We start from the raw sequence: 26,473 nt of genomic DNA, 5'->3' as shown, positions 1-26,473 counted from the left end.
TTGTAGTATGAAAGGGACAATTTCGTTACTTGTTTTGCTGGGAACAATTTCATTTTTCAATTTGGTTAAAGCACAAAAAAATGATGTGTTGATTACTATTGACAAAACTGAAATAACCCGGCAGGAATTTGAACGCATTTACCGGAAAAACAATCAAAATCTTTTGGAACAATCAGATGTTAAATCGCCAAAAGATTACCTGGACATGTACATTGATTTTAAGCTGAAAGTAGTGGAAGCCATGAACCTGAAAATGGATACCATTCAGGCTTTCAGGGAAGAACTGGCAGGATACCGGAAGGAGTTGGCGGCCCCTTACCTAACCGATATGCAGTACGATGAAAAGCTGATTGAAGAACTTTACCAGCGGATGAAAACCGAAGTAAACGCCAGTCATATTCTTCTTAGATTGCCTGAAAATGCCGCCCCTGAACAAGAGCAGGAAGTTCTGGCTAAAATCAAAACAATTCGGGAAGAAATTATGAATGGCCGGGATTTTAATGAAGCTGCAACAGCATACAGCGAAGACCCTTCGGCAAAAACCAATGGCGGAAAACTCGGTTATTTTACTGCTTTTCAAATGGTTACACCTTTCGAGAATGCAGCTTTCACCACACCCGTAGGTGAAATTTCAGAACCTTTTCGTACTTCGTTCGGATACCACCTTGTTAAAGTTCACGATGTTCGTGAAAACCAGGGTGAAATTCAGGTTTCGCATATCATGAAAATGTTTCCGCAGGGTGAACCTGATTTTGATAAAAGCCAGCTAAAATCCGAAATTGATTCTGTTTACCATGAAATAGTTAACGGAGCGGATTTCGGCGAAATGGCCAAAAAATATTCCGACGACAAACGTTCGGCAGCACAGGGAGGTGAGATGCCTTGGTTCTCAGCCGGACGGATGATTCCCGAATTTTCAGAACCTGCATTTGCTTTGCAAAACATTGGCGACATTTCAAAACCAGTTGAAACTTCATTCGGATTTCATATTATAAAAAAAACCGGGCAAAAGCCTGTTCCACCGCTTGAGGAAGTGCGTGCCGACATTGAAGCACGAATTAAACGCGACCCCGAACGCAGCAACAGCACCCGAAAAGTGTTTATTGAAAAATTAAAGAATGAATATAGTTTTGAAGAAATTAGCGGGAATATTGAAAAAATTATCTCGTTAAATGTGAATGAAAACGAACAGGAAAACCTGCACTTGTTCTCATTTGGTGAAAAAAAATATTCACAGAATGATTTTAATAAATACCTTCAAAACAAAAATATTTCCAACGGAAAATACTCCAACCACTTTGATGACTGGGTTAGTGCCGAAATTATTGCATACGAAGATGCCCAGCTTGAAAAAAAATATCCGGAGTTCAGGTATTTAATGCAGGAATACCACGATGGTTTGCTGCTTTTCAATATTATGGAAGAAAAAATTTGGAAATTTGCAGCCGAAGACACCTTGGGACTTCAGAATTTTTATCAGAAAAACAAAGCAAAATTTAATTGGGAAGAACGGTTTAAAGGATTAATAATAACCTGCAAAAATTCAGAAACCAGAGAAGAAGCTGAAAAATATTTTGAAGCAGAAATGCCGGTGCAGGAAATTGAAGATTTATTAAACGCGGAGGAACAGGCCATTAAAACAGAATCTGGCGCCTGGGAAAAAGGTACAAATTCAACGGTTGATTATTACGTTTGGGACGGGCCAAAACCATCAGGATTAAATCCCGAACTGACCTTTATCAGAGGCGATTTAATTCCGCCCGAACCTAAAACTTTGGATGAGGCCCGCGGGTTATACATTTCAGAATACCAGAACTTTTTGGAAAGTAACTGGTTAAAAGAACTGCGTAAAAAGTACAAAGTAAAAGTGAACAAAAAAATGCTGAAATCGATACCGCATGTTTAAGTCATTTTTTAAATACAGTATCCTGATTTTAGCTGCCACACTTATTTTTGGCTGCAATCCAAACATGCCAGCAAACGACAAAGTTGTTGCTGAGGTGGGTGGTAAAAGACTGTTATTTTCTGAAGTTGCATCAGTTATTCCAAATAACCTGGAGCCGGAAGACAGTGCCGCTATGGCCGAAGATTATATCAGAAAATGGGTGCGTCAGGAACTTATTCTGCAAAAAGCCGAGGAAAACCTTTCTACCGAATTAAAAAACGTAACACGCGAACTTGAAGAATACCGAAAATCGTTAATTATTTTCAGGTACAAAAACGAGTTGATGGCCCAGCGAATGGACACGGTTGTCAGCGATTCTGAAATTCAGAATTATTATACGGAAAACGCGCAAAATTTCAAGTTGACAAAAGCAATTGTTAAAGCTGTTTTTATGAAAGTGCCGGCCGATTTTGCCAATCCGTCCATGTTAAAAGAACTAACCAGTGACACCTCCGCTCCTGGAATCAATGAGATAAGGGATTATTGTATTCAATACGCCAAAAGTTTCGGTATTTATACCGACCAGTGGGTTGAACTCGATGCCGTGATGCAGAATCTTCCAATTTCGGTTGATAACCCGGAACAGTTTTTGAGTAGAAACCAATTCGTTGAACATACCGATTCCAGCTATTATTACCTGGTTGCTATTCAGGATTATATGCTGAGAAACGAACAGGCGCCGGTAGAATATGTGGCAGATAACATTAAAAGTTTAATTTTGAACCGCAGAAAAATATCTTTTCTGAAAAAAGTTGAGGACAATATATTTCAGGAAGGCAGAAATAAAAACAGTTTTAAAATATATAATTCAGAAACAGATGAAACAGAATAAAGTATTGAAAATAGGATTTATTGCATTGTTATCCATCTTTATAACCGGTAATTTGTTTGCACAGGATCAGGTTGTGGATCAGATTGTTGCCGTGGTGGGTGGAAACATTGTACTAAAATCTGACATCGAAAAAATGTACATGGACCAGCAAGCCCAGGGAGTTACCTCCGACGGAGACATGAAATGCGAAATCCTCGAAAATTTCCTAATCGACAAATTGCTTGTTGCCGAAGCCGAACTCGATACACTTATTGAAGTTACCGCCAGTCAGGTTAACCAGCAAATGGACGGCCAAATTCAAATGTACGTTGCCCACTTTGGCTCGGAAAGAGCAGTGGAAAACTTCTTTAAAAAACCCATTGCTGACATCAGGGCCGAAATGAGGCAGGTAATCAGGGATCAGCTTATGAGTTCCCAAATGCGGAATAAAATCGTTCAGGACATTACCGTTACACCATCAGAGGTGCGGCAGTTTTACCGCGGTTTGTCTGAAGATGAAATTCCGATGATTCCTACTCAATATGAATATGCCCAGATTACCATGCGCCCGGAAATTGAACTGGAAGAAGAAAACCGGGTTAAAGCCGAGCTGCGCGAAATTAAAAGACGGATTGAGGCTGGTTCCAGTTTTGCAGCAATGGCCGTTATGTATTCCGAAGGTCCTTCAGCAAACAACGGTGGCGAAATTGGATATCAGGGTCGTGCTCAACTCGACCCGGAATATGCTGCAGCAGCTTTTAACCTGAAAGGCGATAAAATTTCCAACGTGGTTGAAAGTGAATTTGGGTACCACATCATTCAACTCATTGACAGGCGGGCAGACAAAGTGAACACCCGCCATATTTTAATGACCCCAAAGGTTTCTGTTGAAGCAAAAGAATTGGCTGTTAACCGGTTAGACAGTCTATCCAATTTAATTCGTAAAGAAGAAATTACATTTGCACAGGCTGCAGCCCGGTTTTCATCCGATAAAAATACCCGGAATAACGGCGGATTAGCTATAAATCCGAATACCCTTTCATCGAAATTTACCGTTGAAGAACTGGAAGGAAACATCAGTAAGGTTATTTCAAACCTTAAAATCAATGAAATATCAGATCCTTTTGAAACCATTGACCCCGAAACCAGACAATCGGTTTACACCATTGTAAAACTTATCGATAAAACAGAAGGGCATAAAGCCAATCTGCAAAACGATTATCAGCATCTGGCCGACTTGTTTCTGGCTAAAAAAAGGGAAAAAGCGCTGCAGAAATGGATTGATGACAAACAGGCTCAAACCTACATCAGAATTGATGAAACCTATGCCAATTGCAATTTTGAGTTCGACAACTGGATGAAATAATTCCAAAATCCCCTTTTAAAAGGAATAATTTATATGGAAAAAAGTTTTAAAAATGATGTGGAGGCGCTTGATGCATTGCGCAATAAATACGGAGAATTACTAAACGAAATTACCAAAGTTATTTACGGCCAGGACGAAATAGTTACTCAGGTTTTAGTATCCCTTTTCAGTCGCGGACATGTTTTGCTCATTGGCGTGCCCGGGCTGGCAAAAACCCTGCTGGTAACCACAATTGCCAAAATTCTGGGACTAAAATACAACCGTATTCAGTTTACACCAGATTTAATGCCTTCTGATATTATTGGAACTGAAATTCTGGATAAAGAGCGTCAGTTCAAATTTATCCAGGGCCCGTTGTTTTCCAATATCATTCTTGCCGACGAAATTAACCGTACTCCACCCAAAACGCAGTCGGCCTTGCTTGAAGCTATGCAAGAGCGTTCGGTAACTGCTGCAGGACAACGTTTTGAACTCGATAGCCCGTTTTTTGTGCTGGCAACGCAAAACCCAATCGAACAGGAAGGAACCTATCCACTTCCCGAAGCCCAGCTCGACAGGTTTATGTTTTCGGTTTGGCTCGATTATCCAAAATACGAAGACGAAATTACCATTGTTAAAAATACAACCTCTACACTTCAGTTCGATTTAAATGCGGTAATTTCGCGTGAGGAAATCATTTATTTTCAGGACATCATCAGGAAAATACCAATTAATGACAACGTGTTGAACTATGCCGTTACCCTGGCTGCCAAAACCCGGCCTGGAAATGGAATGGCCGCAGAAGTTTCCAACCAGTACCTGAAATGGGGTGCCGGACCAAGGGCATCGCAATACCTGGTTGTAGGAGCAAAAACACATGCTGCACTTCATGGCAAATATTCACCTGACATTGAAGACGTTAAAGCCGTGGCGCCTTCCATTCTCAGACACCGGATTATTAAAAACTACAAAGCTGAGGCTGAAAATATTTCAGTGGAAGAAATCATCAATAAACTGCTCTGATTTCAGTTTCGGATATTTTATTTACAATTCGGATTTACAATCCATTGAAACATCAACTAAAAAATATTGATTTTCAAATTAAAAAATAAAACAAGCGCTGGTCTTATTTCCCGGAAATTGGCTCGCTGCCAGCGTATTTTCAGCATTGCAAACATGCTGTTTGTGTTTGTTTTGTTTTTTTTATTTTTCCCCGGCTATTCTTTTGGACAGGAGAAAAAACGAGTGGAGATTGAACAGGCCGATTACCTGGAAGCTGACGAAAATATTGCACCAAATGCACAACGCCTGGTAGGAAATGTACGCATCAGGCACCAGGATGTTTTGATGTGGTGCGACAGTGCATATACATACACAGGCACCAACCGTGTAGATGCTTTTGGAAACGTTCGCATAAACCAGGGTGACACCATGAATTTATACGCCCGGAAAATTTATTACAACGGTGATATCCGGGAAGCAATGGCTTATCAGGATGTCAGACTTGAAAATAAAAATACAACGCTGTTTACTGATACACTTCAATATGATATGGCCGCCAATATCGGATATTATGAGGATAACGGAAAAATTGTGGACAGCACCAACATTCTAACAAGTGTAATTGGTAAATATTTTATTGACAATGACCTGGTTCATTTTTACCAAAATGTGGAGGCGTATAATGACAATTATACACTCACAAGCGATACACTCTATTACAATACCGAAACCGGAAGGCTATTTATTGTTGGCCCCACTACCATTCGCGATTCTTCAAACACCCTGTATGCAGAAGATGGATGGTACGACACCAAAACCGGCGAAGCCGAATTGTTAAAAAATCCGTTGGTATATAATGAAACCCAACAGTTAAAAGCCAACTACATTAAATACAACGAAGCCGACGGCAATGGAAAAGCTCTGGGAAATGTGCACATGGAAGATTTTGAAAACAAAGTTATTGTTACCGGAAATACATCAGATTACAACGACAAGCTGGAAATTGCCACCGTTACTGACTCGGCTCTGTTTATGATGTATTCAGAAAGTGATACTTTATTTTTGCATGCTGATACGCTTCGAACGGTACCCGATACGGTTGACGGTGAAAAAATAATTCTGGCCTGGTATGGTACCCGTTTTTACCGTAATGATTTACAGGGAGTCTGCGATTCGTTGGTTTACTTTACCAAAGACTCATTAGTACAATTATACAATAATCCGGTAATTTGGTCAGAAGCGCACCAGTTAAGTGCCGACCAGATTGAAATGAAACAAAATACCGATTCACCCGACGAGCTCCACCTCAGAAATAATGGCTTTATCATTTCGAAATTAGATTCGGGGCGATTTGATCAAATCAAGGGAAAATTGATGACTGGCTTTGTGATTAACAACGAACTCAACAGAATTAATGTTGACGGCAACGGACAAACGCTTTACTATGCCCGGCAAGATGAGGAAATTATTGGTTTGAACCGGGTGGAAAGCAGCCGTATTTCCATTCGTTTCCGGGAAGGAAAAATTTTCGGTATTTCCTTTTTTCAAAATCCTGAAGGTGTTTTGAAACCTCTGTTTGCGCTTACTGAGGAAGAAAAAACTCTGTCAGGTTTCGACTGGAAAGTTCATTTGCGCCCGTTATCCCGGCATGATGTGTTTAAACCTAAACAACCCCTCCCCGCTCCTGAAACAGAAAATGCAGAAATTCTCGAAGAAAATGAGTAATTCTTCATTCACAGAAATTCCTGAAAAAAAATCTTTCTTACGGACCCAAAATTAATTCTTACCGGTTAAAATCAGACAAAACAATCTGTTTATTAATTTTTATTAATAAAAAGAGGTTATTTGTTTTCATTTTAAAAAAATATTCTAATATTTGCAGCAAATCGTAAGATAAAAGGAATGAATTTACAAAACAACATAGCACTTCTCAGCCTAATTATTGGTATTATTCTTCTAATTAAGAAGAAATGAGAATGGTGTGTTGTTAATAATAAAACAAGAAACGGAATAGGCCATTCTCAGATAAAGAGGATGGCTTTTTTCATAAAAGGAAATAACAATTCTTAAAATAAAAAACATGAGTGACAGACTTTTCATTTTCGACACCACCTTGCGGGACGGAGAGCAGGTTCCGGGATGTCAGTTGAATACGGTTGAAAAGATTGAGGTTGCAAAGGCCTTGCAGGATTTGGGCGTAGATATTATTGAAGCCGGATTTCCTATTTCAAGCCCGGGCGATTTCGAATCGGTAGTAGAAATTTCAAAAGCGGTTTCATGGCCAACCATTTGTGCCCTCACCCGCGCAGTTCAAAAAGATATCGACGTAGCAGCCGAATCGCTAAAATATGCGAAAAAAGGCCGCATTCACACCGGAATCGGTACTTCACCATTTCACATCAAATATAAACTCAATTCAAATCCTGAAGAAATAATTGAGCGGGCTGTAGCGGCTGTAAAATATGCCAAAAAATATGTGGAAGATGTGGAGTTCTACGCCGAAGATGCCGGACGAACCGATAATGAATATTTGGCAAAAGTGATTGAAGCTGTAATTAAAGCCGGCGCCACAGTTGTAAATATTCCCGATACAACTGGCTATACGCTGCCAAACGAATTTGGAGAAAAAATTAAATTCCTGGTTGAAAATGTTAATGGCATTCATAAAGCAGTTATTTCTACTCATTGCCACAACGATTTGGGCATGGCCACAGCCAACACCATTTCAGGAATTATGAACGGCGCCCGTCAGGCCGAGGTTACCATTAACGGAATTGGCGAACGGGCAGGCAATACTTCGCTGGAAGAAGTGGTTATGACACTGAAAAGCCGGTATGCCGTTTTAGGCATTGACACAGGTATAAACACAAAAAACATTTACAACACCAGCCGGTTGGTTTCACGATTGATGAACATGCCTGTGCAGCCTAACAAAGCAGTGGTTGGTCGAAATGCTTTTGCACACTCGTCTGGAATTCACCAGGATGGCGTATTGAAACACCGCGAAAATTACGAAATTATGGACCCGGCAGATGTGGGAATCAATGAATCTTCGATTTTGTTGACCGCGCGCAGCGGACGAGCCGCACTGAAGCACAGGTTGGAATTGCTGGGATTCGAACTTACCAAAGAAAAACTGGATGAAGTTTACGAACAATTCCTTAAACTGGCCGACAAGAAAAAAGACATTCGCGACGACGATATTGCTTTGCTGGTTGGCGATGCCACTCGTCAGGAACGCCGCATAAAACTCGACTTTTTACAGGTAGTTACCGGAAAAAGTCTTACACCAATGGCTATTGTAAGGCTCGATATTTCAGGCGAAAAATTCGAGGCAACCTCGTCAGGAAATGGCCCGGTGGATGCAGCCATAAAAGCGGTTAAACAAATTATCCACCGCCAGGTTACTATTGAAGAATTTTTGGTGCAAGCGATTACTCGTGGAAGTGATGATATTGGAAAAGTACACATGCAAATTGAATACAACGATGGTATTTTCCATGGGTTTGGAGCGCATACCGATATTGTTACAGCTTCGGTGGAAGCTTTTCTCGATGCAGTGAATAAATTGCCGGTGGCGCAGTAAAGAGTTTGTAGTTCAGAGTTTAAAGTTAAAATTTTCGAGTTTAAAGATTTAAGCACTCAATAAGAGTTCATTATATGGAAAAGAAAACATTGTTTGATAAAATCTGGGATGCACATGTGGTAAAAGAAGTGGAAGGCGGTCCCAATGTGTTGTATATCGATCGGCATCTGATTCACGAAGTAACCAGCCCGGTTGCATTTTTGGGATTGAAAACACGGGGATTGAAAGTATTCAGGCCCGACATGACCACAGCCACACCCGACCACAACGTTCCCACCGAAAACCAGCATCTTACCATTATGGACGAATTGTCGCGCAACCAGGTGGAAATGCTGAAAAGAAACTGCGCAGAGCATGGAATCACTTACCATGATTTGCAAAGTGACGGTCACGGGATTGTGCACATCATCGGCCCCGAACTTGGTCTTACCCAGCCGGGAATGACAATTGTTTGCGGCGACAGTCACACTTCCACTCACGGCGCTTTCGGAACCATTGCATTCGGAATTGGCACCAGCGAGGTGGAAATGGTCTTGGCCAGCCAATGCATTATGCAACCCAAACCCAAAAAAATGCGCATCACGGTAAACGGTGAATTGAAAAAAGGTGTAACGGCAAAAGATATTGCGCTTTACATCATTTCACAAATTTCAACCAGTGGTGGTACCGGCCATTTTATCGAATATGCAGGTTCGGCCATCACCAGTCTTTCCATGGAAGGCCGCATGACACTTTGCAACCTGAGCATTGAAAGCGGTGCGCGTGGCGGAATGATTGCACCCGACGAAACCACCATCAATTATGTAAAAGGACGGCAGTACGCCCCTAAAGGTGAAGCATGGAAAAATGCTGTAGCCCACTGGAATGAACTGAAAAGCGACGAAGGTGCTGTTTTCGATACCGAATATTCATTCAGTGCCGATGATATTGAACCCATGATTACCTATGGAACCAACCCGGGCATGGGGGTTGGAATTACTCAAAATATTCCTACAACAAATGGTATGCAGGGAAGCGACAAAAACACTTTTCTGAAATCGTTGCAATACATGGGGTACCACGAAGGTGAACCCATGCTGGGCAAAAAAGTAGATTACGTTTTTGTGGGAAGCTGCACCAATGGCCGTATTGAAGACTTCCGGGCATTTGCAGGATTTGTGAAAGGTCGCAAAAAAGCGGACAATGTAACAGCATGGCTGGTGCCGGGTTCACAAAAAGTAGAAAAACAAATTCGTGCTGAAGGTCTGGTTGAAATTTTGGAAACTGCCGGTTTTGAACTGCGTCAACCCGGATGTTCTGCCTGTCTGGCTATGAATGAAGATAAAATACCTGAAGGAAAATATGCAGTTTCTACTACCAACCGGAATTTTGAAGGCCGCCAGGGACCGGGCGCCCGCACTATGCTCGCCAGTCCGCTCACCGCAGCAGCAGCAGCAGTTACCGGGGTAATTACCGACCCGAGAGAGTTACTGTGATTTTTTAATGATTAATAATTAGTGATTATTGATTATTTACGCATAAAAACCATCAGTTATGGATAAATATGAACTTAAAAAAAGAACGAAACTGTTTGCGCATCAATGTGTAAAATTTGCTTCATCACTTCCTAAAAATAAACTAGGAACCCATATTGAAGGCCAATTAATTAGATGTGCATCCTCTGTTGCAGTCAACTACAGAGCTGTTCTTTTAGCTCATTCAACACCGGCTTTTGCTGCAAAATTATCAGTTGTATTAGAAGAATCGGACGAATGTGATTTTTGGGTAGAATTTGCACTCGATGAAGGTTTAACCACTCCTAAAATTGCACAACCATTAATGAAGGAAGCAAAAGAATTAATAGCAATATTTATTTCGTCAAGAAAGACAATTCAAACCCGTTAGTTCTTTAAAATAATCATTCATAAATAATAAATTACATGGCATACGACAAGTTTTCAAAAATAACTTCGCCGGCAGTTCCGCTTCCGGTCGAAAACGTGGACACCGACCAGATTATTCCGGCCAGGTTTTTAAAGGCCGTTGAGCGCAAAGGATTTGGAGACAACCTGTTTCGCGATTGGCGTTACAATAAAGATGGCAGTCCGAAAGCGGATTTCCCGCTGAATGATTCGAAATTTTCAGGAAAAATTCTGGTTGCCGGAAAAAACTTCGGCAGCGGTTCCAGCCGCGAACATGCCACCTGGGCCATTTACGATTATGGTTTCCGGGTAGTGGTTTCCAGCTTTTTTGCAGATATTTTTAAGAACAACGCGCTGAACACCGGGCTGCTTCCGGTTGTTGTTTCGTCCGAATTCCTGCAAAAAATATTCGATGCTATCGAAAAAAATCCGGAAACTGAGTTCGAAACTGATTTGGAAAAACAAACATTTACCATTCTGGAAACCGGCGAATCGGAAGAATTCGAAATTAATCCATATAAAAAACACTGTCTCCAGAATGGTCTCGACGACATCGACTATCTGGTGGAAATGAAAGATGATATTGCAGCATTTGAAGCTGCAAGGTAAATTTTAGAAAGAAAAAAATGACAGGCAAAACAGTTGAAATAGAAGGGAAGTGCCTCACAATAATGGACACTACCCTGCGCGATGGCGAACAAACTTCGGGCGTTTCGTTTAGCGAAACTGAAAAATTAAGTGTCGCCAAAGTTCTGCTCGAAGATGTAAAAGTCGATCGTATTGAAATTGCTTCGGCAAGGGTTTCTGAAGGCGAATTTAAAGGAACCCAACGCGTTATGAAATGGGCAGCAGAAAAAGGCCTCCTCAAAAGAGTGGAAGTACTTGGTTTTGTTGATGGAAATATTTCCTTACAATGGATTGCTGATGCTGGAGGGAAAGTGGTTAATTTGCTTTGCAAAGGTTCGTATAAACATGTTACCGAACAATTACGAAAAACCCCGGAAGAACATATAGCCGACATTAAAAAAGTGTTGGCATACGCACAGGAAATGGGAATCGATGTAAATATTTACCTGGAAGACTGGTCGAACGGAATGCGCAATTCAAAAGATTACGTTCATTTTATGATTTCGAACCTGAAAGATGAAAGAATTGAACGTATTATGCTACCCGATACGTTGGGGATTCTTGACCCTGACGAAACCTACGATTTCTGCAAAGAAATGATTGAAACCTATCCCGGGGTTGAATTTGATTTTCATGCACATAACGATTACGATTTGGCTATTGCCAATGTTTTTCATGCCATAAAAGCGGGTATTCGTTGTGTACACACCACAGTAAATGGTTTGGGTGAAAGAGCTGGAAACGCACCGCTTTCGAGTGTGATTGCAACTATTAAAGACCACCTGAAAATGAAAACCAATGTAAATGAAAGCCAGTTAAATAAGGTTTCAAAATTAGTTGAAACATTTTCGGGAATCAGAATTCCAACGAATAAACCTTTAATCGGAGAGTTTGTATTTACGCAATGCAGTGGAATTCATGCAGATGGCGACAATAAAAACAACCTCTATTTTAACGACCTGCTTCCCGAACGTTTTGGCAGAATCAGACAATATGCACTTGGGAAAACTTCAGGAAAAGCCAACATTAAAAAGAACCTGGAAGATTTGGGAATTGAATTGGATGCCGAATCGCTAAAAAAAGTGACCAACCGCATTATTGAACTGGCCGACGAAAAAGAGACCATAACAAACGATGATTTGCCGTACATTGTTGCCGATGTATTGGAAAACGAATATATGGAACAAAAAATAAAAGTTGTTAATTACTCGGTAAATCATACCATGGGTTTGCGTCCGGTAGCCAATGTGGCCCTCGAAATTGATGGAAAAGTTTACGAAGAATTCAGCGATGGAGATGGCCAGTTTAACGCTTTTGCCAAGGCAGTTAGGAAAATTTACAAACGCCTGAAAAAACCTCTTCCAATATTGGGCGATTACGTGGTTACAATTCCTCCCGGTGGCAGAACCGATGCTTTGGTTGAAACCGTTATCACCTGGAAAGGAAAACGTGAATTTAAAACCAAAGGCCTCGACTCAGACCAAAATGCAGCGGCTATTAAAGCAACCATACGAATGTTGAATATGATTGAAAATGAATTCAATCCTGAAAAACTGGAAGAATTAGTTAACATAGAAAATAGCTGATTTAAAAAATCACTTTTCTGTAAAATTCTGATTTATATAAATTGACTAAATTTGTAGTAAAACAAATAAAATGAGTTACCTGGAAAGAATTACCACAAACCCGGAAATCTGCCATGGAAAGCCATGTATCAGGGGAATGAGATGGCCGGTTGAAGTAATTATTGACATGCTCGGATCTGGAATGACAACCGATGAAATTCTTGCAGATCACCCGGAATTGGAAAAAGAAGATATTTTAGCCAGTTTGAATTACAATATTTAGTTTATTCGAAAATACTATTAAATCGAAATAATAGAATTATTTTATGTTTGTTTTTTCTTGTCTTAATACTCAAATCTCAATGTCAAAAAATCTATATAATATAAAATGAAATTAAAAATTGCCATACTTCCCGGCGACGGCATAGGACCGGAAATCATTGAACAGGCCATGAAAGCGGTAAAAGCTGTGGCGGCTAAATTTAACCACGAACTGGAATACGAATACGGATTAACCGGTGCCACCGCCATCGACCAGGTGGGCGACCCCTACCCCGAAGAAACGCACCAGTTGTGTATGAATGCAGATGCCGTGCTGTTCGGCGCCATAGGCGACCCGAAGTTCGATAACAATCCGAAAGCACCGGTGCGCCCGGAACAGGGTTTGCTGGCCATGCGCAAAAAATTGGGATTGTATGCCAACATCCGTCCGGTGGAAACGTTTGAATCGCTTTTGCACAAATCGCCCCTGCGCCGCGAATTGGTGGAAGGTGCCGATTTTGTCTGCATCCGCGAACTCACCGGTGGCATTTATTTTGGCGAAAAAGGCCGCAAAGACAACGGAAACACCGCTTTCGACACCAACACCTACACCCGCGAAGAAATTGAACGCATCCTGAAACTGGCCTACGAATTTGCCGGGAAACGCCGCAAAAAACTAACCGTGGTTGACAAAGCCAACGTGTTGGAAAGCTCCCGTTTGTGGCGGGAAATCGCCCAGGAAATGGCGCCCAAATATCCCGATATTCAAACCGAATACATGTTTGTGGACAATGCCGCTATGCAAATCATACAGTGGCCGAAAAATTTCGATGTAATGGTTACCGAAAATATGTTTGGTGACATCCTCACCGACGAAGCCAGCGTAATCACCGGCTCGCTCGGCTTGTTGCCATCAGCTTCCATCGGCATTTTTACCTCTGTGTTTGAACCCATTCACGGCTCCTACCCGCAGGCAGCCGGTAAAGATATTGCCAATCCCATCGCCACCATCCTTTCAGCGGCCATGATGTTCGAATATGCTTTCAACTTGCCGGATGAAGGAAAAATTATCCGCGATGCCGTTGCAGCTTCCCTGACAGAAAGAATTGTAACTGAAGACATTGCCGAAGGACAGGCATATAAAACTTCTGCTGTGGGTGATTGGATAGCACATTGGATTGAAAAAAATTAGATCGTATTTTTCCCTGAAATAAACCTTCAAAGTTTCGAAAACTTTGAAGGTTTTTTGTGTTCTGTATTTTCTGAAAAGACCAAAGTAAACTTTTTCCGACAAACAGAACGGCTCTTTTGCTTTTCGATTATCGTTATCTTTGCACAAATTATTTTCGAAATGAAACAAGCGGAAACCACATATTTTCCACAACTTCAAGACATCACCCGCGCAAAAATTACTTTGAAAGAAGTGGCATTGCACACTCCCCTTCAGCAAAATCAAGATCTTTCGGGAGAGTTTAAAGCCAATATTATGCTAAAGCGGGAAGACTTGCAAACCGTTCGTTCCTATAAAATCCGCGGGGCTTTCAATAAAATTGCTCAACTTTCAAAAACCGATTTGGAAAAAGGGGTGGTTTGTGCCAGCGCCGGAAACCATGCACAGGGTGTGGCTTTTTCATGCAGCAAATTGAATATCAAAGGGAAAATTTATATGCCGGCTACTACTCCCCGACAGAAAATCAGGCAGGTTGAGATGTTTGGAAAGGAAAATGTGGAAGTGATTTTAATTGGCGATACGTATGATGCCGCCGAAACTGCAGCTTTGAATGATTGCCGGAAATCAGGAATGGCATTTATTCACCCGTTTGATGACGAACAGATTATTGAAGGGCAGGCTACGGTAGGCCTCGAAATTCTGCAGGACACGAAAGAACCTATTGATTATCTTTTCATTCCGGTTGGTGGTGGCGGATTAATTGCCGGAGTGGGCGCTTACTTTAAACAGGTGAGCCCTCAAACCAAAATTATTGGCGTTGAACCGGCCGGAGCGCCGTCCATGCAAAAATCGCTGGAAGCAGAAAAAGTAGTTGAACTGAACGAAATTGACAAGTTTGTGGATGGCGCTGCCGTGAAAAAAGTGGGCGAAATTTCCTTTTCGGTTTGCCAAAAAGTTATTGACCAGATGGTAACCATTCCCGAGGGCCGCGTTTGCACCAAAATTCTGGAACTTTATAACCACGATGCTATTGTAATGGAACCGGCCGGTGCGCTGTCCATTGCTGCACTGAACCTTTTCAAAAATGAAATAAAAGGCAAAAACGTGGTGTGCATCGTGAGTGGCAGCAACAACGACATTACCCGCATGGAGGAAATCAAAGAACGTTCGCTGCTTTTCGAAGGACTGAAACATTACTTCATTGTTCGCTTTCCGCAGCGGGCCGGGGCACTGCGCACGTTTGTGGATTTGGTGCTCGGCTCCACCGACGATATCACCCATTTCGAATATTCCAAAAAAACAAGCCGCGAAAAAGGCCCTGCTGTAATTGGAATAGAAGTGCAAAAAAAAGAGGATTTTAACGGACTGGTCCAGCGCATGGAAGAAAATGGTTTTGTATATGAATATCTGAACGAAAAACCAGATTTGTTCCAGTTTCTCATTTGAAATTCCTAAAAAGAACCGTATTTTCGTTCCTGACTAAATTTTTAAAAATGAAACAAGTATTCCTTTACCTTCTCCTCATTACGATCGTCATTTTTGCAACCTTTTTTGCCTGGGTAAAAATTCAGGAAAAAACTGCCGAAAAAAAAGCAGCAGAAAAACCCAATATCATTTTTATTTTAAGTGACGATGTGGGTTATTCCGATGTGGGTGCGTTCGGCTCCGAAATAAAAACGCCCAACATCGACCGACTGGCTGATGAGGGAATACGCTTTGCCAATTTTTACAACATGTCGAAATGCGAACCATCGCGTTCCTCACTGTTTACCGGTTTATACGAAGGAGGTAAAAACGCAGTCAATTTTGCTCAGATTCTCAGAAATTCTGGTTATTACGTCATTCACTCGGGAAAAGAACATTGGATGAATTGGGCACCGGAGCATGTTTTGGCCAAAAATGTATCCGACCAGTCGCTGACATTTTGGGCGATGAATGAATTTTTTGAACCGCCTTCCGGAGAATTTGCTCGGCCTTTTGTTCTAAATGGAGATACAGTAAATGTGAACGGAATTTACCACGAACAAAAACCGTTTTTCAAAACCGATGCTTTAACAGACAATGCACTACGTTGGCTGGAAGAGCCGGTACAAAAAGGGCAGCCGTTTTTTCTTTTTATGGGATATGGTGCTGCACACTACCCGTTGCAGGCCCGGCCCGAAGACATTGCCAAATACCGCGGAACCTACAAAAAAGGATGGGATAAAATCCGCGAGGAACGCATGCAACGTCTCAAAGAAATAGGATTAATTCCTGAAAATGTGCTTTTAAGTCCGCCCAGTTCCAACATGAACAAATTCAGAGGCCATCCGGCAGGTGATGAAGAACGCCGGGAAAAAATTCCACTTTACCGGCCGTGGGAAGAGTTGAACGAACAGGAAAAAGACGAACTCGATCTGGAAATGGCCGTGTATGCTGCCATGGTTGACCGCATGGATCAAAATATTGGGAGGTTGCTGAAGTATCTGGATGACAACGGAATTGCCGATAATACCATCGTGGTGTACATGTCTGACAACGGATCGTGTCCATACGACAGCAACCGCGATTTCGACTTCCCGCCCGGAGTCGCAGAAGGTTTCCGAACTCTCTGCGCAGCCTGGGCCAATGCCGGAAATACACCATTTCGCTATTTCAAACAATACGGGCACGAAGGCGGAACAAATACCCATTTCATTTTGCGCTGGCCCGAAAAAATAAAATCGGGCTTAATCACACACCAGCAAGGGCATATTGTAGATGTGGCTCCTACCCTTCTGGAAGCAGCAGGAGTGGAATACCCGGAAAAAATGGGCAATATCAACCCGCAACCAATGCATGGAAGTTCGCTTATGCCCATTTTGCTGGGAAAAGAACGAACCGAACCGGAATTTTTTATGTCGGGCTGGACCGACCGGTTTCGCATGTTCCGGCAGGGCGATTTCAAAATTGTAAAAGCCAACGACGAATCCTGGGAATTGTACAATCTGAAAGAAGATCCAACCGAAATTAACAACCTGGCAAAGGAATTTCCCGAAAAAGTACAGGAATTGGAGAATGATTGGCTGAAGAAAAAAGAAGAGTTGAAACAGTCTGCAAATTAAACGATTGGTACCTGTTAGTTCCCTCCTTTTTTTTAATTCATTTAAAAAAGTTGAAGTACAATAGTTGAAATGTAAAGAATTATTTTTTACTTTGTATTTCAAAGTACTTTTAAGAATGAAAACTACAGAAAATTACTTAGCTGAAATCAAAGAAATCCGAAAAATGATGGAAGAATCGAGTCGATTCCTGTCGTTAAGTGGTTTATCGGGAGTTCTTGTTGGAATTTATGCTCTGCTGGGGGCATTTATGGCGGAAAGTATTATTTACTCAAACAAATTATTTGGCTGGTTATTAGGTGCAAATGTTGTGTTTGACCTGATATATTTAGCTGCTATAATCCTGTTTTTATCCTTGTTAACCGTAATTCTGCTTACTTACCGCAGGGCAAAAAAGGCTGGTACAAGAATCTGGAATCCGGGTTCGCGGTTAATGTTAATCAACCTGGCATTACCTTTAATTTCCGGAGGAATATTTATTCTGATCTTCATCTTTAAAGGCGTTTACGAAATGGCTGCGCCCGGAACGTTGATTTTTTACGGTTTAGCACTGATTAATGCCGCCAAGTTCACCCGCCAGGAAATATTTTTTATGGGATTAATTCAGGTTTCACTGGGCATTTTGGCAGCTCTGTTTCCTTCCCTGGGATTACTATTCTGGGCACTTGGTTTTGGTGTAATTCATATCATTTACGGTACGGTAATGTATTTCCGGTACGAATACAAATCAAACAAATAACGGGGTGAAAAACAGTTTTCAAAATCTGAATAAAGCATTCGACAACAAAATACGGCTGGGAATTATGTCGGTTTTATCGGTGAACTCGCGAGCTTCCTTCAATCAACTGAAAGAGGTGCTCGAAGTTACCGACGGCAACTTGGCCAGCCACATTAAATCGCTTGAAACTGCCGGTTACATTGCTGTTATTAAACGGTTTAAAAACCGCAAGCCAAATACCAGTTACGAAATAACGCCCGAAGGTGCCGAAGCTTTTGAAAATCATTTAAAGGCGCTTGAAGAGATACTGAAACAACTTTAATTTTTTTTATACTTAAACTTTGAATTTCAAAGTTCTTTGATTAACACAATTTAAAACAGAAAAAACATGGAAATGAAAGAATCGTCGCAAAACAAACCAAAGTCCATCAACTGGCAAATTACACTTAAAGTGTTGATTATTGGCATAATTACCATTGCCCTGCTCGTACCAAAATTTATGATACTCGAGCTCATCGGGCAACGGCAACATACGGCTGAAGAAAGCTCCAGAGAGGTGATGCAATCGTGGTCGCTTGCCCAAACCGTTCGAGGGCCTGTACTTGCCATTCCGTACATCGAACGCAGTATTGAAAAAAATGGAAACGGTGTATCGGAAGTTATTCGTGAATGTTACATACTGCCCAAAAATCTAAATATCAAAGGAAAAATATTACCAGAAAAACGAAAACGAAGCATTTACGAAACCGTGGTTTATGAGTCGGAAATAAATTTTACGGGTAAATTTGATGATTCAGAAATTCAGGCATTGAAAATTCCGCCCGAAAATATATTGTGGGAACAGGCCAAAATACAGGTTGCTATTAGTGATTTACGCGGAATAAGCGACCGAATTTCCTTTACATGGAATGACTCCGTTTTTGCTTTTACTCCCGGAATGGAAAACCAACTGCTGGGGCCAACCGGAATTTCATTGCCGCTCAGCAACCTCACTGCTCAAAATTTTCCAACCGGGTTTCATTTTTTTCTTCACCTGAAAGGTTCTGAATCTTTACAATTTGCGCCGTTGGGCGAAACTACCGAAGTAACATTGCAATCGAGCTGGAACGACCCGGGGTTTGCAGGCAACTTTTTACCAACTGACCACACCATTAATAAAGATGGTTTCTCGGCAAAATGGAAAGTGCTGAACTTCAGCCGCAACTTTCCTCAGCAGTGGAAAAACGACGAATACCGGGTTACCGATTCCGATTTTGGAGTAAGACTGGTCACGGTTGCCGACCATTACCAGAAAAGTTCGCGGGCAGCCAAATATGGTATTCTGGTCATCCTGTTTGTTTTCCTTTCTTTTTTTCTGAATGAAATCATTACCAAACAAAAGGTTCACCCGTTTCAGTACATACTGGTGGGATTTGCAGTGCTCGTGTTTTACCTGCTGCTGCTTTCCATTTCCGAACAACTGGGATTCAACCTGGCTTACCTGATTTCAGCGTTGTCGGTTTTGATAATGATACTGCTTTATTCCCGCACCTTTCTGAAAACATGGCTTCATGCATTTATTCAAACACTGATTCTAACATTCTCTTTCGGATTTATTTACGTGTTGATGCAATTGGAAACCTACGCACTTTTGGCCGGCAGCATTGGGTTGTTTGTGGTGCTTTCCCTCACCATGTTCATTACACGGAAAATAAACTGGTACGGTGAGTAAGGAAGTGGGAAGTGGGAAGTCAGCGGACGGAAGCATGAAGCTGGAAGTTGAGAAAAAGGTATTTTTTCCTGCTTCCGGCTTCTGCCAATTAAAAACAGGATAAAAACTAATATTCCGTAGTAAAATTTTCCGGGAATTTTCCCTGAATACCTTTTTCGCGGTAGTAATCTTTCATACGTCGGATGTCGGCCTGGGCATCGTCGGTGAGTTCAAATTTTTCGCCGATGGAAATCACTTTGCGGCCCCAGTCGAAGCTGCCCAGGTAAACCGGCACATTGGCCAGTTTGGCAATGGAGTGGAATCCGGCTTTCCAGCGAACCACCCGTTTCCGCGTTCCCTCGGGTGTCATGGCCAGATGCAGGTGGTCCATGGAATTAAACAGGTGCACGGCTTGACGAATTACGTTGGCCCCCTTAGATCGGTCAATAGGAACGCCGCCCATTTTCCGGACAAACCAGCCGGCAGGCCAGAAAAAAAACTCTTTCTTTACCAGAATACTGGCTTTTCCGCCAAGTGAAGCGTAAAACAGGTAGGAAATTACAAAATCCCATGAACTGGTATGCGGCACACCAATGATGATACATTTGGGCTCGGGCGCCACAGATCCTTCAACTTTCCAGCCCAGCAGCTTCAGTAAAAACGCACTAATTTTTTTCATCTATCTTAATTCCTTAATTTCCATATTTGTAGCACCTGCATATTTTTTCAACAGGTTCACCGCCAATTCCGTGGCATCTTCCAGTTCGGTTAAAGCTCCAAAATCAATGATTATCATCAAAAAACGTTTTGTATTCCGGGTTACTGAAGTGCGCACCGAATCGCTGGTAGGCGTTCCAAAAGGCCCCAGTTTGTCGCGAAAAACCGGCAGCGATTCGATGTTCAGTTCGCCACGGCCAATGCCTTCGTAGAGTTCGTTTTCAAGTCCAATCCCAAAAACGGCTTCATCTTCAATTTTTTCGACATCGTAACCGCCAATGGAAAAACCGGTGGAAACGGACACCAGGTTCAGCAAATCAACTACATTGTTCACATGATACAATCCTTTTCCCTGAACCACTCGCCGCAGCAGTGCTTCAGCCGATAACCTGTACCTGGCCGGGTCCTTTCCGCAGGCTTTATACCCGCGCCGCGAGGTTGCAATGGCGGGCAACCGGCTGATATCTTCCACCTTGAGTGATGCAGCCAGGTTGTTTGTCTTTTCCTCTGTTTCAGCCCATAATGCTTTATTATCTTCCATTACCACCACATCACATTCGATGCATGAAAGGGTAACATCCGGCACAAGGATTTTTAATTCTTCTGAAACGGAAACAGGTATCATTTTTTGTTTTTTTTCGCCCCAAAACTAACCAAAATGCAGGGAAAAGCCATTTAACCGTGGCAGTTTATTTTTTTTCAGCCACAATGCTTTCCATCTCATTTGCTTTTTGTTCCCACGTTTCCTGTTCTAATATAAACTTAAACCAATCCAAATCAGTGGACCAACAGACCGTAAATCAGGCTCAATACCTCAATTCATTTCGAACAAATAATTGTAATTATTGATTTTATTTGCGACCTCTTTTTTTGCTAATTTGCATTTAGACGAGCACGCATTTTCTACAAACCTGTGGAATTTGATGGACAAAATTCTTTTTCGGGTTTTAACAATGTGCACTACCCAATACTTTGTAATTCAATGAACTTCCATAATTATTTTTTTAGCCGGAGAACATTGGCACAACATTGGATTTTTTAACACATAAATTGTCTTTCAACAAAAAAATATGAGTTTGAAAATTAATTCTGAACATAAAAAATATATCCGTTTGGTTGCCGGTTTAATTCTGTTGATCCTGGGCTCATTTTTTATGTTTATTCCCTTTATTCCACTGGGATATATTTTTCTGATTGCCAGTTTGTTTTTACTGGCAACTTATTTTCCGCCATTAAACTGGATAATTGAAAAAATCCGGACAAAAGATGAAAAAGACAGAATTGGTAAAGTGGAGAAAAAAATTATTGAAGGAGAAAAATTCGTCGATGAAAAACTTGTAAGTGATGAGGATGCAGGAGGCAACAAATAGACACTTTTTTACAAAATGAACGAACAGAGTCTCCCAAAAATCAAAAAGGCAATTCCTGTTTTTTTAACGAATTGTAACCCAACTCGTACAACTCTTGTGCATGACTTAAGCTGAGGATGTCGTAAGTATCAATTCCTTCAGGCTCAATATAAACTGATGAATATTTTTTTACCTCGCTCATATTGGCATTTACGCTCATATAAAAGGTGCGTGTGGCAATCTGAATGAGGTTTTTGAACTTTTCGCGCGGATTCAGCGGACTAATATTAACCGCAACAATATTTTCGCAATCATTTTTGATGGGTTCAACCGGAATGTTATCCACCAGGCCGCCATCCACATACTTTTGGCCATCCAGTAAAACCGGCGAAAACAACACCGGAATAGATGACGATGCCAGGATGGTTTTGTCAAGCGGACCGCTGTTTTTGTATTCCACTTTTCCGGTGTTCAGGTTCGAAACCGAAATGAAAAAGGGTATGGGCAAATCTTCAATGTTTTTATACGAAATTTCTTTTTGAATGACTTCCTGCAATCCGTTCAGTTTTAACATCCCGTCTAAAGGAATGTGCAGGTTGGTGTATTTGAAAAACCAGCCTTTATTGAAAATTTTCAAAATTTCTTCGGGTGTTTTTCCGCTGGCAATAAAAGCGCCCACAATGGCGCCCACGCTGGTTCCGGAAATAACATCGGGCCGTATTCCTTTTTCATAGAGGGCAGCAATTACTCCAAGATGAGCAAATCCGCGGGTTCCGCCACCGCTAAGTACCAAACCGGTTTTATATTTTTTCATTTCTCGTAGTGTTTAGAAATTTCAGTAATTAAAATTACAAAGAAAACCACTTCTGCATTAACTCCTCATCATCCGGGTCGTTTTTGTGCCAGAAAATGTTTTTGCGGTTGTCGTAAATGTAATCGTTTTGGTATTGGTCAATGTTTTGCACGATGTTCTTCAGCGCGGTAATCATCAAATCCACCTCGGCATCGGTCATTGTGGGATGCAGTGACCACCGCACCCAACCGGGTTTTTCGGACAAATCGCCGTGGTTGATTTTGTCGGTAATTTCCTGCGATTGTTCGTAGGTCACTTCCAGTAAAAAATGGCCGTAAGTTCCGGCGCAGGCGCACCCACCGCGGGTTTGAATGCCATACATATCATTTAAAATCTGTACAATCAGATTATAATGAATCCCTTCAATATAAAACGAAATCACGCCAAGCCGGTCGCGTACATTGTCGGCCAGAATTTTCAGGCCGGGCACTTCGTCCAATCCCTTAAAAGCACGATCAAGCAACTCCTCTTCGCGTTTTCTGATATTTTCAATGCCCATCTGATCTTTTAACCGGAAAGCGAGCGCTGCTTTTATCGATTGCAGAAAACCTGGTGTTCCGCCATCTTCACGCGCTTCGATGTCGTCCACATATTTGTATTTTCCCCACGGATTGGTCCAGTCCACTGTTCCGCCGCCGGGATTGTCGGGCACCTCGTTTTTGTACATTGAAACATCGAAAACCAAAACGCCGGACGAACCTGGACCTCCCAGAAATTTGTGAGGTGAAAACATCACTGCATCAAGTTTTTCCAGCGGATCTGCCGGGTGCATATCAATCTCGTCGTAGGGCGCCGATGCGGCAAAATCGATAAAACAAACGCCGCCGTATTCGTGCATAATGCGGGCCAATTCTTTGTATGGAGTTCGCACTCCGGTAACATTGGAACAGGCTGTAAATGAACCTATTTTAAATGGTCTGTCCTTGTAATTTTCCAGTTCCTTGCGCAGGTTTTCAGGTTCAACCAGCATTCCTTCGCCAGGTTCCACAATCACCACTTCGGCGCTGGTTTCGTACCACGAGGTTTGATTGGAATGGTGTTCCATGTGAGTAATAAAAACCACCGGTCGTTCGCGTTCCTGCAAACATTTGGAGTGAGATAACCTACCACAATATTTTAAGCCCAAAATGCGCTGAAACTTATTGATTACCGAAGTCATGCCAAACCCGGCAGTGATAATTACATTATCTGGCCCGGCATTTACATGCCTTTTAATAATTTCGTGTGAACGGTGATAGGCATGTGTCATCAGCAAACCGGTTTCGCTGGTTTCGGTGTGGGTGTTGCCCACAAACGGTCCAAATTCATTGGTAAGTTTTTCTTCAATCAGCTTGTAAAGCCGGCCACTGGCAATCCAGTCGCCATAAACTATTTTTTGCTTTCCGTAAGCCGACTCAAAATCCTGTTCAATCCCCACAATATTTTTTCTGAACGAAGCGAAATAATTTTCCAGATTGCTCATACGCGAATTCTTCGAGATAATTTGCATGCAAAATAAGCTTCTTTTAAGGGAATACAACCTAAAATTCATCAGGTTTTTTCAATCTCTTTTTTGCCTGTGTAAAGTGAAATGATTCATCAGGTGACTGAAAGTCACCAGATGAAGGCCGGTATTTGTGACAAATCGTCAGAAATGCTGCGTGGCACAGGGTTTGACCTTAGGGAGCAAAACATATAAAAAGTATCATTTAAAACAGAAAAATATGCAAACAGGAAAAATTGGCGTAACCAGTGAAAATCTGTTCCCCATCATTAAAAAATTTCTTTATTCCGATCATGACATTTTCCTCCGGGAAATTGTGTCGAATGCGGTGGATGCCACGCAAAAGTTGAAAACGCTGGCATCGAAAGGAGAATACAACGGCGATGTTACCAATCTGAAAGTAAAAGTAAAATTGGACAAAAAAGCCAAAACCATTACCGTTTCCGACAACGGAATTGGGATGACGGCTGAAGAGATTGAAAAGTACATCAACCAGATTGCCTTTTCGGGCGCCAACGAGTTTCTCGAAAAATATAAAAAGGATGCCAACGCCATCATCGGGCATTTCGGACTTGGATTTTACAGTTCGTTTATGGTTTCCAATAAAGTGGAAATCATCACCAAATCGTTCCAGGAAGGAGCAAAAGCCGTAGAATGGAGCTGCGACGGCACGCCTGAATACAGCATTGATGATGCTGAACGCACCGAGGTAGGAACCGACATTGTAATGCACATTAACAGCGACTCGGAAGAGTTTCTGGAAGAACACAAAATCTCCGAAATTCTTGAAAAGTATTGCAAATTTTTACCGGTTCCGGTATTATTTGGAAAGAAAAAAGAGTGGAAAGACGGCAAGCAGATGGACACAGGCGAAGACAATCAGATTAACGACACCGAACCCACCTGGACCAAAATGCCGGCTGACCTGAAAGATGAAGATTACCAAAACTTTTATCGTCGACTCTACCCCATGGCCGACGAACCGCTGTTCAACATTCACCTGAATGTAGATTACCCGTTTAACCTCACCGGAATTCTTTATTTCCCGAAAATCAAAAACAACTTTGAGGTTCAGAAAAACAAAATTCAACTTTACAGCAATCAGGTATTTGTTACTGATTCGGTGGAAGGAATTGTACCTGAATTTCTGACTTTGCTGCACGGGGTTCTTGATTCGCCCGACATTCCGCTGAACGTCTCCCGTTCTTACCTGCAAAGCGATTCGAACGTTAAAAAAATAAGCAGCCACATATCCAAAAAAGTGGCCGACAGGCTTGCTGAAATATTCAAAGACAAACGCGACGAATTCGAGAAAAAATGGGACGATCTGAAAATATTTATTGAATACGGAATGCTTACCGACGATAAATTTTACGAACGTGCCATGAAATTTTTCCTCTTTAAAAACACGGAAGACAAATATTTTACTTTTGAAGAGTACGAAAAACTGATTAAAGACAACCAGACCGACAAGGACAAAAAACTGGTTTACCTTTACACCACCAACAAAGAAGAACAATACACGTTTGTGGAAGAGGCCCGCAGTAAAGGCTACGATGTGCTGGTTCTCGACGATGTTTTGGCGCCGCACATTATCAGCCGGTTCGAACAAAAAGATTCCGACAAACAATTTGTGCGTGTGGATTCCGATGTAGTGGAAAACCTCATCAAAAAAGAAGATTCATCAAAAGAAGAGCTTACATGGGAACAGAAACAGGAACTTTCGCCGGTTTTCCAGGCCGTTTGCCCTGAAACCAACAGCCACAACTTTTTAGTCGATTTCCAGGATTTGGGCGAAAACGGCAGCCCGATGGTGATTACCCGCAGCGAATTTATGCGCCGCATGAAAGACATGAGCGCGGCCCAGGGCGGCATGAATTTTTACGGCGATATGCCCGATAGTCTGAATTTGGTTGTGAATACCGCCCATCCGTTGGTGAAAAAAGTAGTGGAAGCCAAAGACAAAAAGTTAGGCAAAGCGCTGGAAAAACTCGTGGCTGACATTGATGCAAAAAAAGCTGAAATCAGCGAAATGGAGAAAGCAAAAGAAGGTAAAAAAGAGGAAGAAGTTCCTCAGGCCGACAAAGAAAAACTGGACAGCATGAACAGTGAACTGGCCAAACTGGAAGAAAGCAAACGGGAAAAACTGACCGGTTTTGGCAAGCAGAACAAGCTGGCCAAACAATTGGTTGATTTGGCTCTTCTGGCCAACGGAATACTTAAAGGTGCCGATTTGGACAAATTTGTAAAACGCAGTGTTGAGATGATAAAGTAACAGGAACCGACGATTTGGAATCGCCGTAATTAATAAAATGCGCGAATCGGAATTCGCGCCACCTATAAAAAACGCCTGTTTGAAATTCAACCAG

At 41.8% G+C, this 26,473-nt stretch carries 23 protein-coding genes; 19 read left to right on the top strand and 4 right to left on the bottom strand.

What is annotated here, in order from left to right; translation table 11 throughout:
- Positions 1 to 7: 7 nt before the first annotated feature.
- The 17 genes from ACESMA_RS04285 to creD all read left to right on the top strand — a co-directional run bounded on the left by ACESMA_RS04285 (position 8) and on the right by creD (position 19,723).
- The gene (locus ACESMA_RS04285; RefSeq protein ID WP_372947533.1) at positions 8 to 1,906 is read left to right on the top strand and encodes a peptidylprolyl isomerase; all 1,899 of its coding nucleotides are present in this window, start codon (positions 8 to 10) and stop codon (positions 1,904 to 1,906) included.
- A complete protein-coding gene (locus ACESMA_RS04280) occupies positions 1,899 to 2,777 on the top strand; it encodes a hypothetical protein (RefSeq protein WP_372947532.1) in 879 nt (292 codons plus the stop codon). Before ACESMA_RS04285 ends, ACESMA_RS04280 begins: the two co-directional genes overlap by 8 nt.
- Entirely contained in the window at positions 2,764 to 4,122 is a 1,359-nt protein-coding gene (locus ACESMA_RS04275; protein ID WP_372947531.1) for a peptidylprolyl isomerase, read from the top strand. The genes ACESMA_RS04280 and ACESMA_RS04275 overlap by 14 nt, the downstream gene beginning before the upstream one ends.
- 33 nt (positions 4,123 to 4,155) lie before the next feature.
- Positions 4,156 to 5,124 (top strand): AAA family ATPase, encoded by a 969-nt coding sequence (locus tag ACESMA_RS04270; protein ID WP_372947530.1) that lies wholly within the window; start codon positions 4,156 to 4,158, stop codon positions 5,122 to 5,124.
- A 66-nt stretch (positions 5,125 to 5,190) separates the two neighbouring features.
- Positions 5,191 to 6,828 (top strand): OstA-like protein, encoded by a 1,638-nt coding sequence (locus ACESMA_RS04265; RefSeq protein ID WP_372947529.1) that lies wholly within the window; start codon positions 5,191 to 5,193, stop codon positions 6,826 to 6,828.
- A gap of 355 nt (positions 6,829 to 7,183) precedes the next feature.
- A complete protein-coding gene (locus ACESMA_RS04260) occupies positions 7,184 to 8,689 on the top strand; it encodes a 2-isopropylmalate synthase (RefSeq protein ID WP_372947528.1) in 1,506 nt (501 codons plus the stop codon).
- 74 nt (positions 8,690 to 8,763) lie between these two features.
- Entirely contained in the window at positions 8,764 to 10,164 is a 1,401-nt protein-coding gene (gene leuC / locus ACESMA_RS04255; protein ID WP_372947527.1) for a 3-isopropylmalate dehydratase large subunit, read from the top strand.
- Between the two features lie 58 nt (positions 10,165 to 10,222).
- Positions 10,223 to 10,573, top strand: a complete 351-nt coding sequence (locus ACESMA_RS04250) for a four helix bundle protein (protein WP_372947526.1) — start codon at positions 10,223 to 10,225, stop codon at positions 10,571 to 10,573.
- A 35-nt stretch (positions 10,574 to 10,608) separates the two neighbouring features.
- Positions 10,609 to 11,199 (top strand): 3-isopropylmalate dehydratase small subunit, encoded by a 591-nt coding sequence (gene leuD / locus ACESMA_RS04245; RefSeq protein WP_372947525.1) that lies wholly within the window; start codon positions 10,609 to 10,611, stop codon positions 11,197 to 11,199.
- 17 nt (positions 11,200 to 11,216) lie between these two features.
- Positions 11,217 to 12,803: an alpha-isopropylmalate synthase regulatory domain-containing protein gene (locus ACESMA_RS04240; protein ID WP_372947524.1), complete on the top strand. Its 1,587-nt coding sequence runs from the start codon at positions 11,217 to 11,219 to the stop codon at positions 12,801 to 12,803.
- Positions 12,804 to 12,873: 70 nt separating this feature from the next.
- Positions 12,874 to 13,065: a DUF433 domain-containing protein gene (locus tag ACESMA_RS04235; RefSeq protein ID WP_372947523.1), complete on the top strand. Its 192-nt coding sequence runs from the start codon at positions 12,874 to 12,876 to the stop codon at positions 13,063 to 13,065.
- Positions 13,066 to 13,170: 105 nt separating this feature from the next.
- Positions 13,171 to 14,235: a 3-isopropylmalate dehydrogenase gene (leuB, locus tag ACESMA_RS04230; protein ID WP_372947522.1), complete on the top strand. Its 1,065-nt coding sequence runs from the start codon at positions 13,171 to 13,173 to the stop codon at positions 14,233 to 14,235.
- A gap of 159 nt (positions 14,236 to 14,394) precedes the next feature.
- The gene (gene ilvA / locus ACESMA_RS04225; protein ID WP_372947521.1) at positions 14,395 to 15,660 is read left to right on the top strand and encodes a threonine ammonia-lyase; all 1,266 of its coding nucleotides are present in this window, start codon (positions 14,395 to 14,397) and stop codon (positions 15,658 to 15,660) included.
- A gap of 47 nt (positions 15,661 to 15,707) precedes the next feature.
- A complete protein-coding gene (locus tag ACESMA_RS04220) occupies positions 15,708 to 17,297 on the top strand; it encodes an arylsulfatase (protein ID WP_372947520.1) in 1,590 nt (529 codons plus the stop codon).
- 115 nt (positions 17,298 to 17,412) lie between these two features.
- Positions 17,413 to 18,033: a hypothetical protein gene (locus ACESMA_RS04215; RefSeq protein ID WP_372947519.1), complete on the top strand. Its 621-nt coding sequence runs from the start codon at positions 17,413 to 17,415 to the stop codon at positions 18,031 to 18,033.
- A 4-nt stretch (positions 18,034 to 18,037) separates the two neighbouring features.
- Positions 18,038 to 18,334: a winged helix-turn-helix domain-containing protein gene (locus ACESMA_RS04210; RefSeq protein ID WP_372947518.1), complete on the top strand. Its 297-nt coding sequence runs from the start codon at positions 18,038 to 18,040 to the stop codon at positions 18,332 to 18,334.
- A 66-nt stretch (positions 18,335 to 18,400) separates the two neighbouring features.
- Positions 18,401 to 19,723: a cell envelope integrity protein CreD gene (gene creD / locus ACESMA_RS04205; protein ID WP_372947517.1), complete on the top strand. Its 1,323-nt coding sequence runs from the start codon at positions 18,401 to 18,403 to the stop codon at positions 19,721 to 19,723.
- A 106-nt stretch (positions 19,724 to 19,829) separates the two neighbouring features.
- On the opposite strand, the gene ACESMA_RS04200 is transcribed toward creD, so the two are convergent.
- Together ACESMA_RS04200 and ACESMA_RS04195 are read right to left on the bottom strand one after the other, a co-directional pair.
- Entirely contained in the window at positions 19,830 to 20,381 is a 552-nt protein-coding gene (locus ACESMA_RS04200; RefSeq protein ID WP_372947516.1) for a 1-acyl-sn-glycerol-3-phosphate acyltransferase, read from the bottom strand.
- A complete protein-coding gene (locus ACESMA_RS04195) occupies positions 20,382 to 21,044 on the bottom strand; it encodes a B3/4 domain-containing protein (RefSeq protein ID WP_372947515.1) in 663 nt (220 codons plus the stop codon).
- Positions 21,045 to 21,489: 445 nt separating this feature from the next.
- Here ACESMA_RS04195 and ACESMA_RS04190 point away from each other — a divergent pair, with 445 nt between their 5' ends.
- The gene (locus tag ACESMA_RS04190; protein ID WP_372947514.1) at positions 21,490 to 21,789 is read left to right on the top strand and encodes a hypothetical protein; all 300 of its coding nucleotides are present in this window, start codon (positions 21,490 to 21,492) and stop codon (positions 21,787 to 21,789) included.
- A 40-nt stretch (positions 21,790 to 21,829) separates the two neighbouring features.
- Here the strand turns inward: ACESMA_RS04190 and ACESMA_RS04185 are convergent, their stop codons facing one another.
- Together ACESMA_RS04185 and ACESMA_RS04180 are read right to left on the bottom strand one after the other, a co-directional pair.
- The gene (locus ACESMA_RS04185; RefSeq protein ID WP_372947513.1) at positions 21,830 to 22,582 is read right to left on the bottom strand and encodes a patatin-like phospholipase family protein; all 753 of its coding nucleotides are present in this window, start codon (positions 22,580 to 22,582) and stop codon (positions 21,830 to 21,832) included.
- Between the two features lie 34 nt (positions 22,583 to 22,616).
- Positions 22,617 to 24,110 carry an aminotransferase class V-fold PLP-dependent enzyme gene (locus ACESMA_RS04180; RefSeq protein WP_372947512.1) on the bottom strand — a complete coding sequence of 498 codons (1,494 nt, stop codon included), beginning with the start codon at positions 24,108 to 24,110 and terminating at the stop codon, positions 22,617 to 22,619.
- A 214-nt stretch (positions 24,111 to 24,324) separates the two neighbouring features.
- Between ACESMA_RS04180 and htpG the strand changes: the two genes are divergently transcribed.
- Positions 24,325 to 26,379, top strand: coding sequence for a molecular chaperone HtpG (gene htpG, locus ACESMA_RS04175; RefSeq protein ID WP_372947511.1), 2,055 nt, complete (start codon positions 24,325 to 24,327; stop codon positions 26,377 to 26,379).
- Positions 26,380 to 26,473: the final 94 nt, after the last annotated feature.

Source organism: Mariniphaga sp., from assembly GCF_041687215.1.
In the GTDB taxonomy this organism is placed as follows: Bacteria; Bacteroidota; Bacteroidia; order Bacteroidales; family Prolixibacteraceae; genus Mariniphaga.
This window is presented reverse-complemented; position numbering and strand designations above follow the sequence as displayed.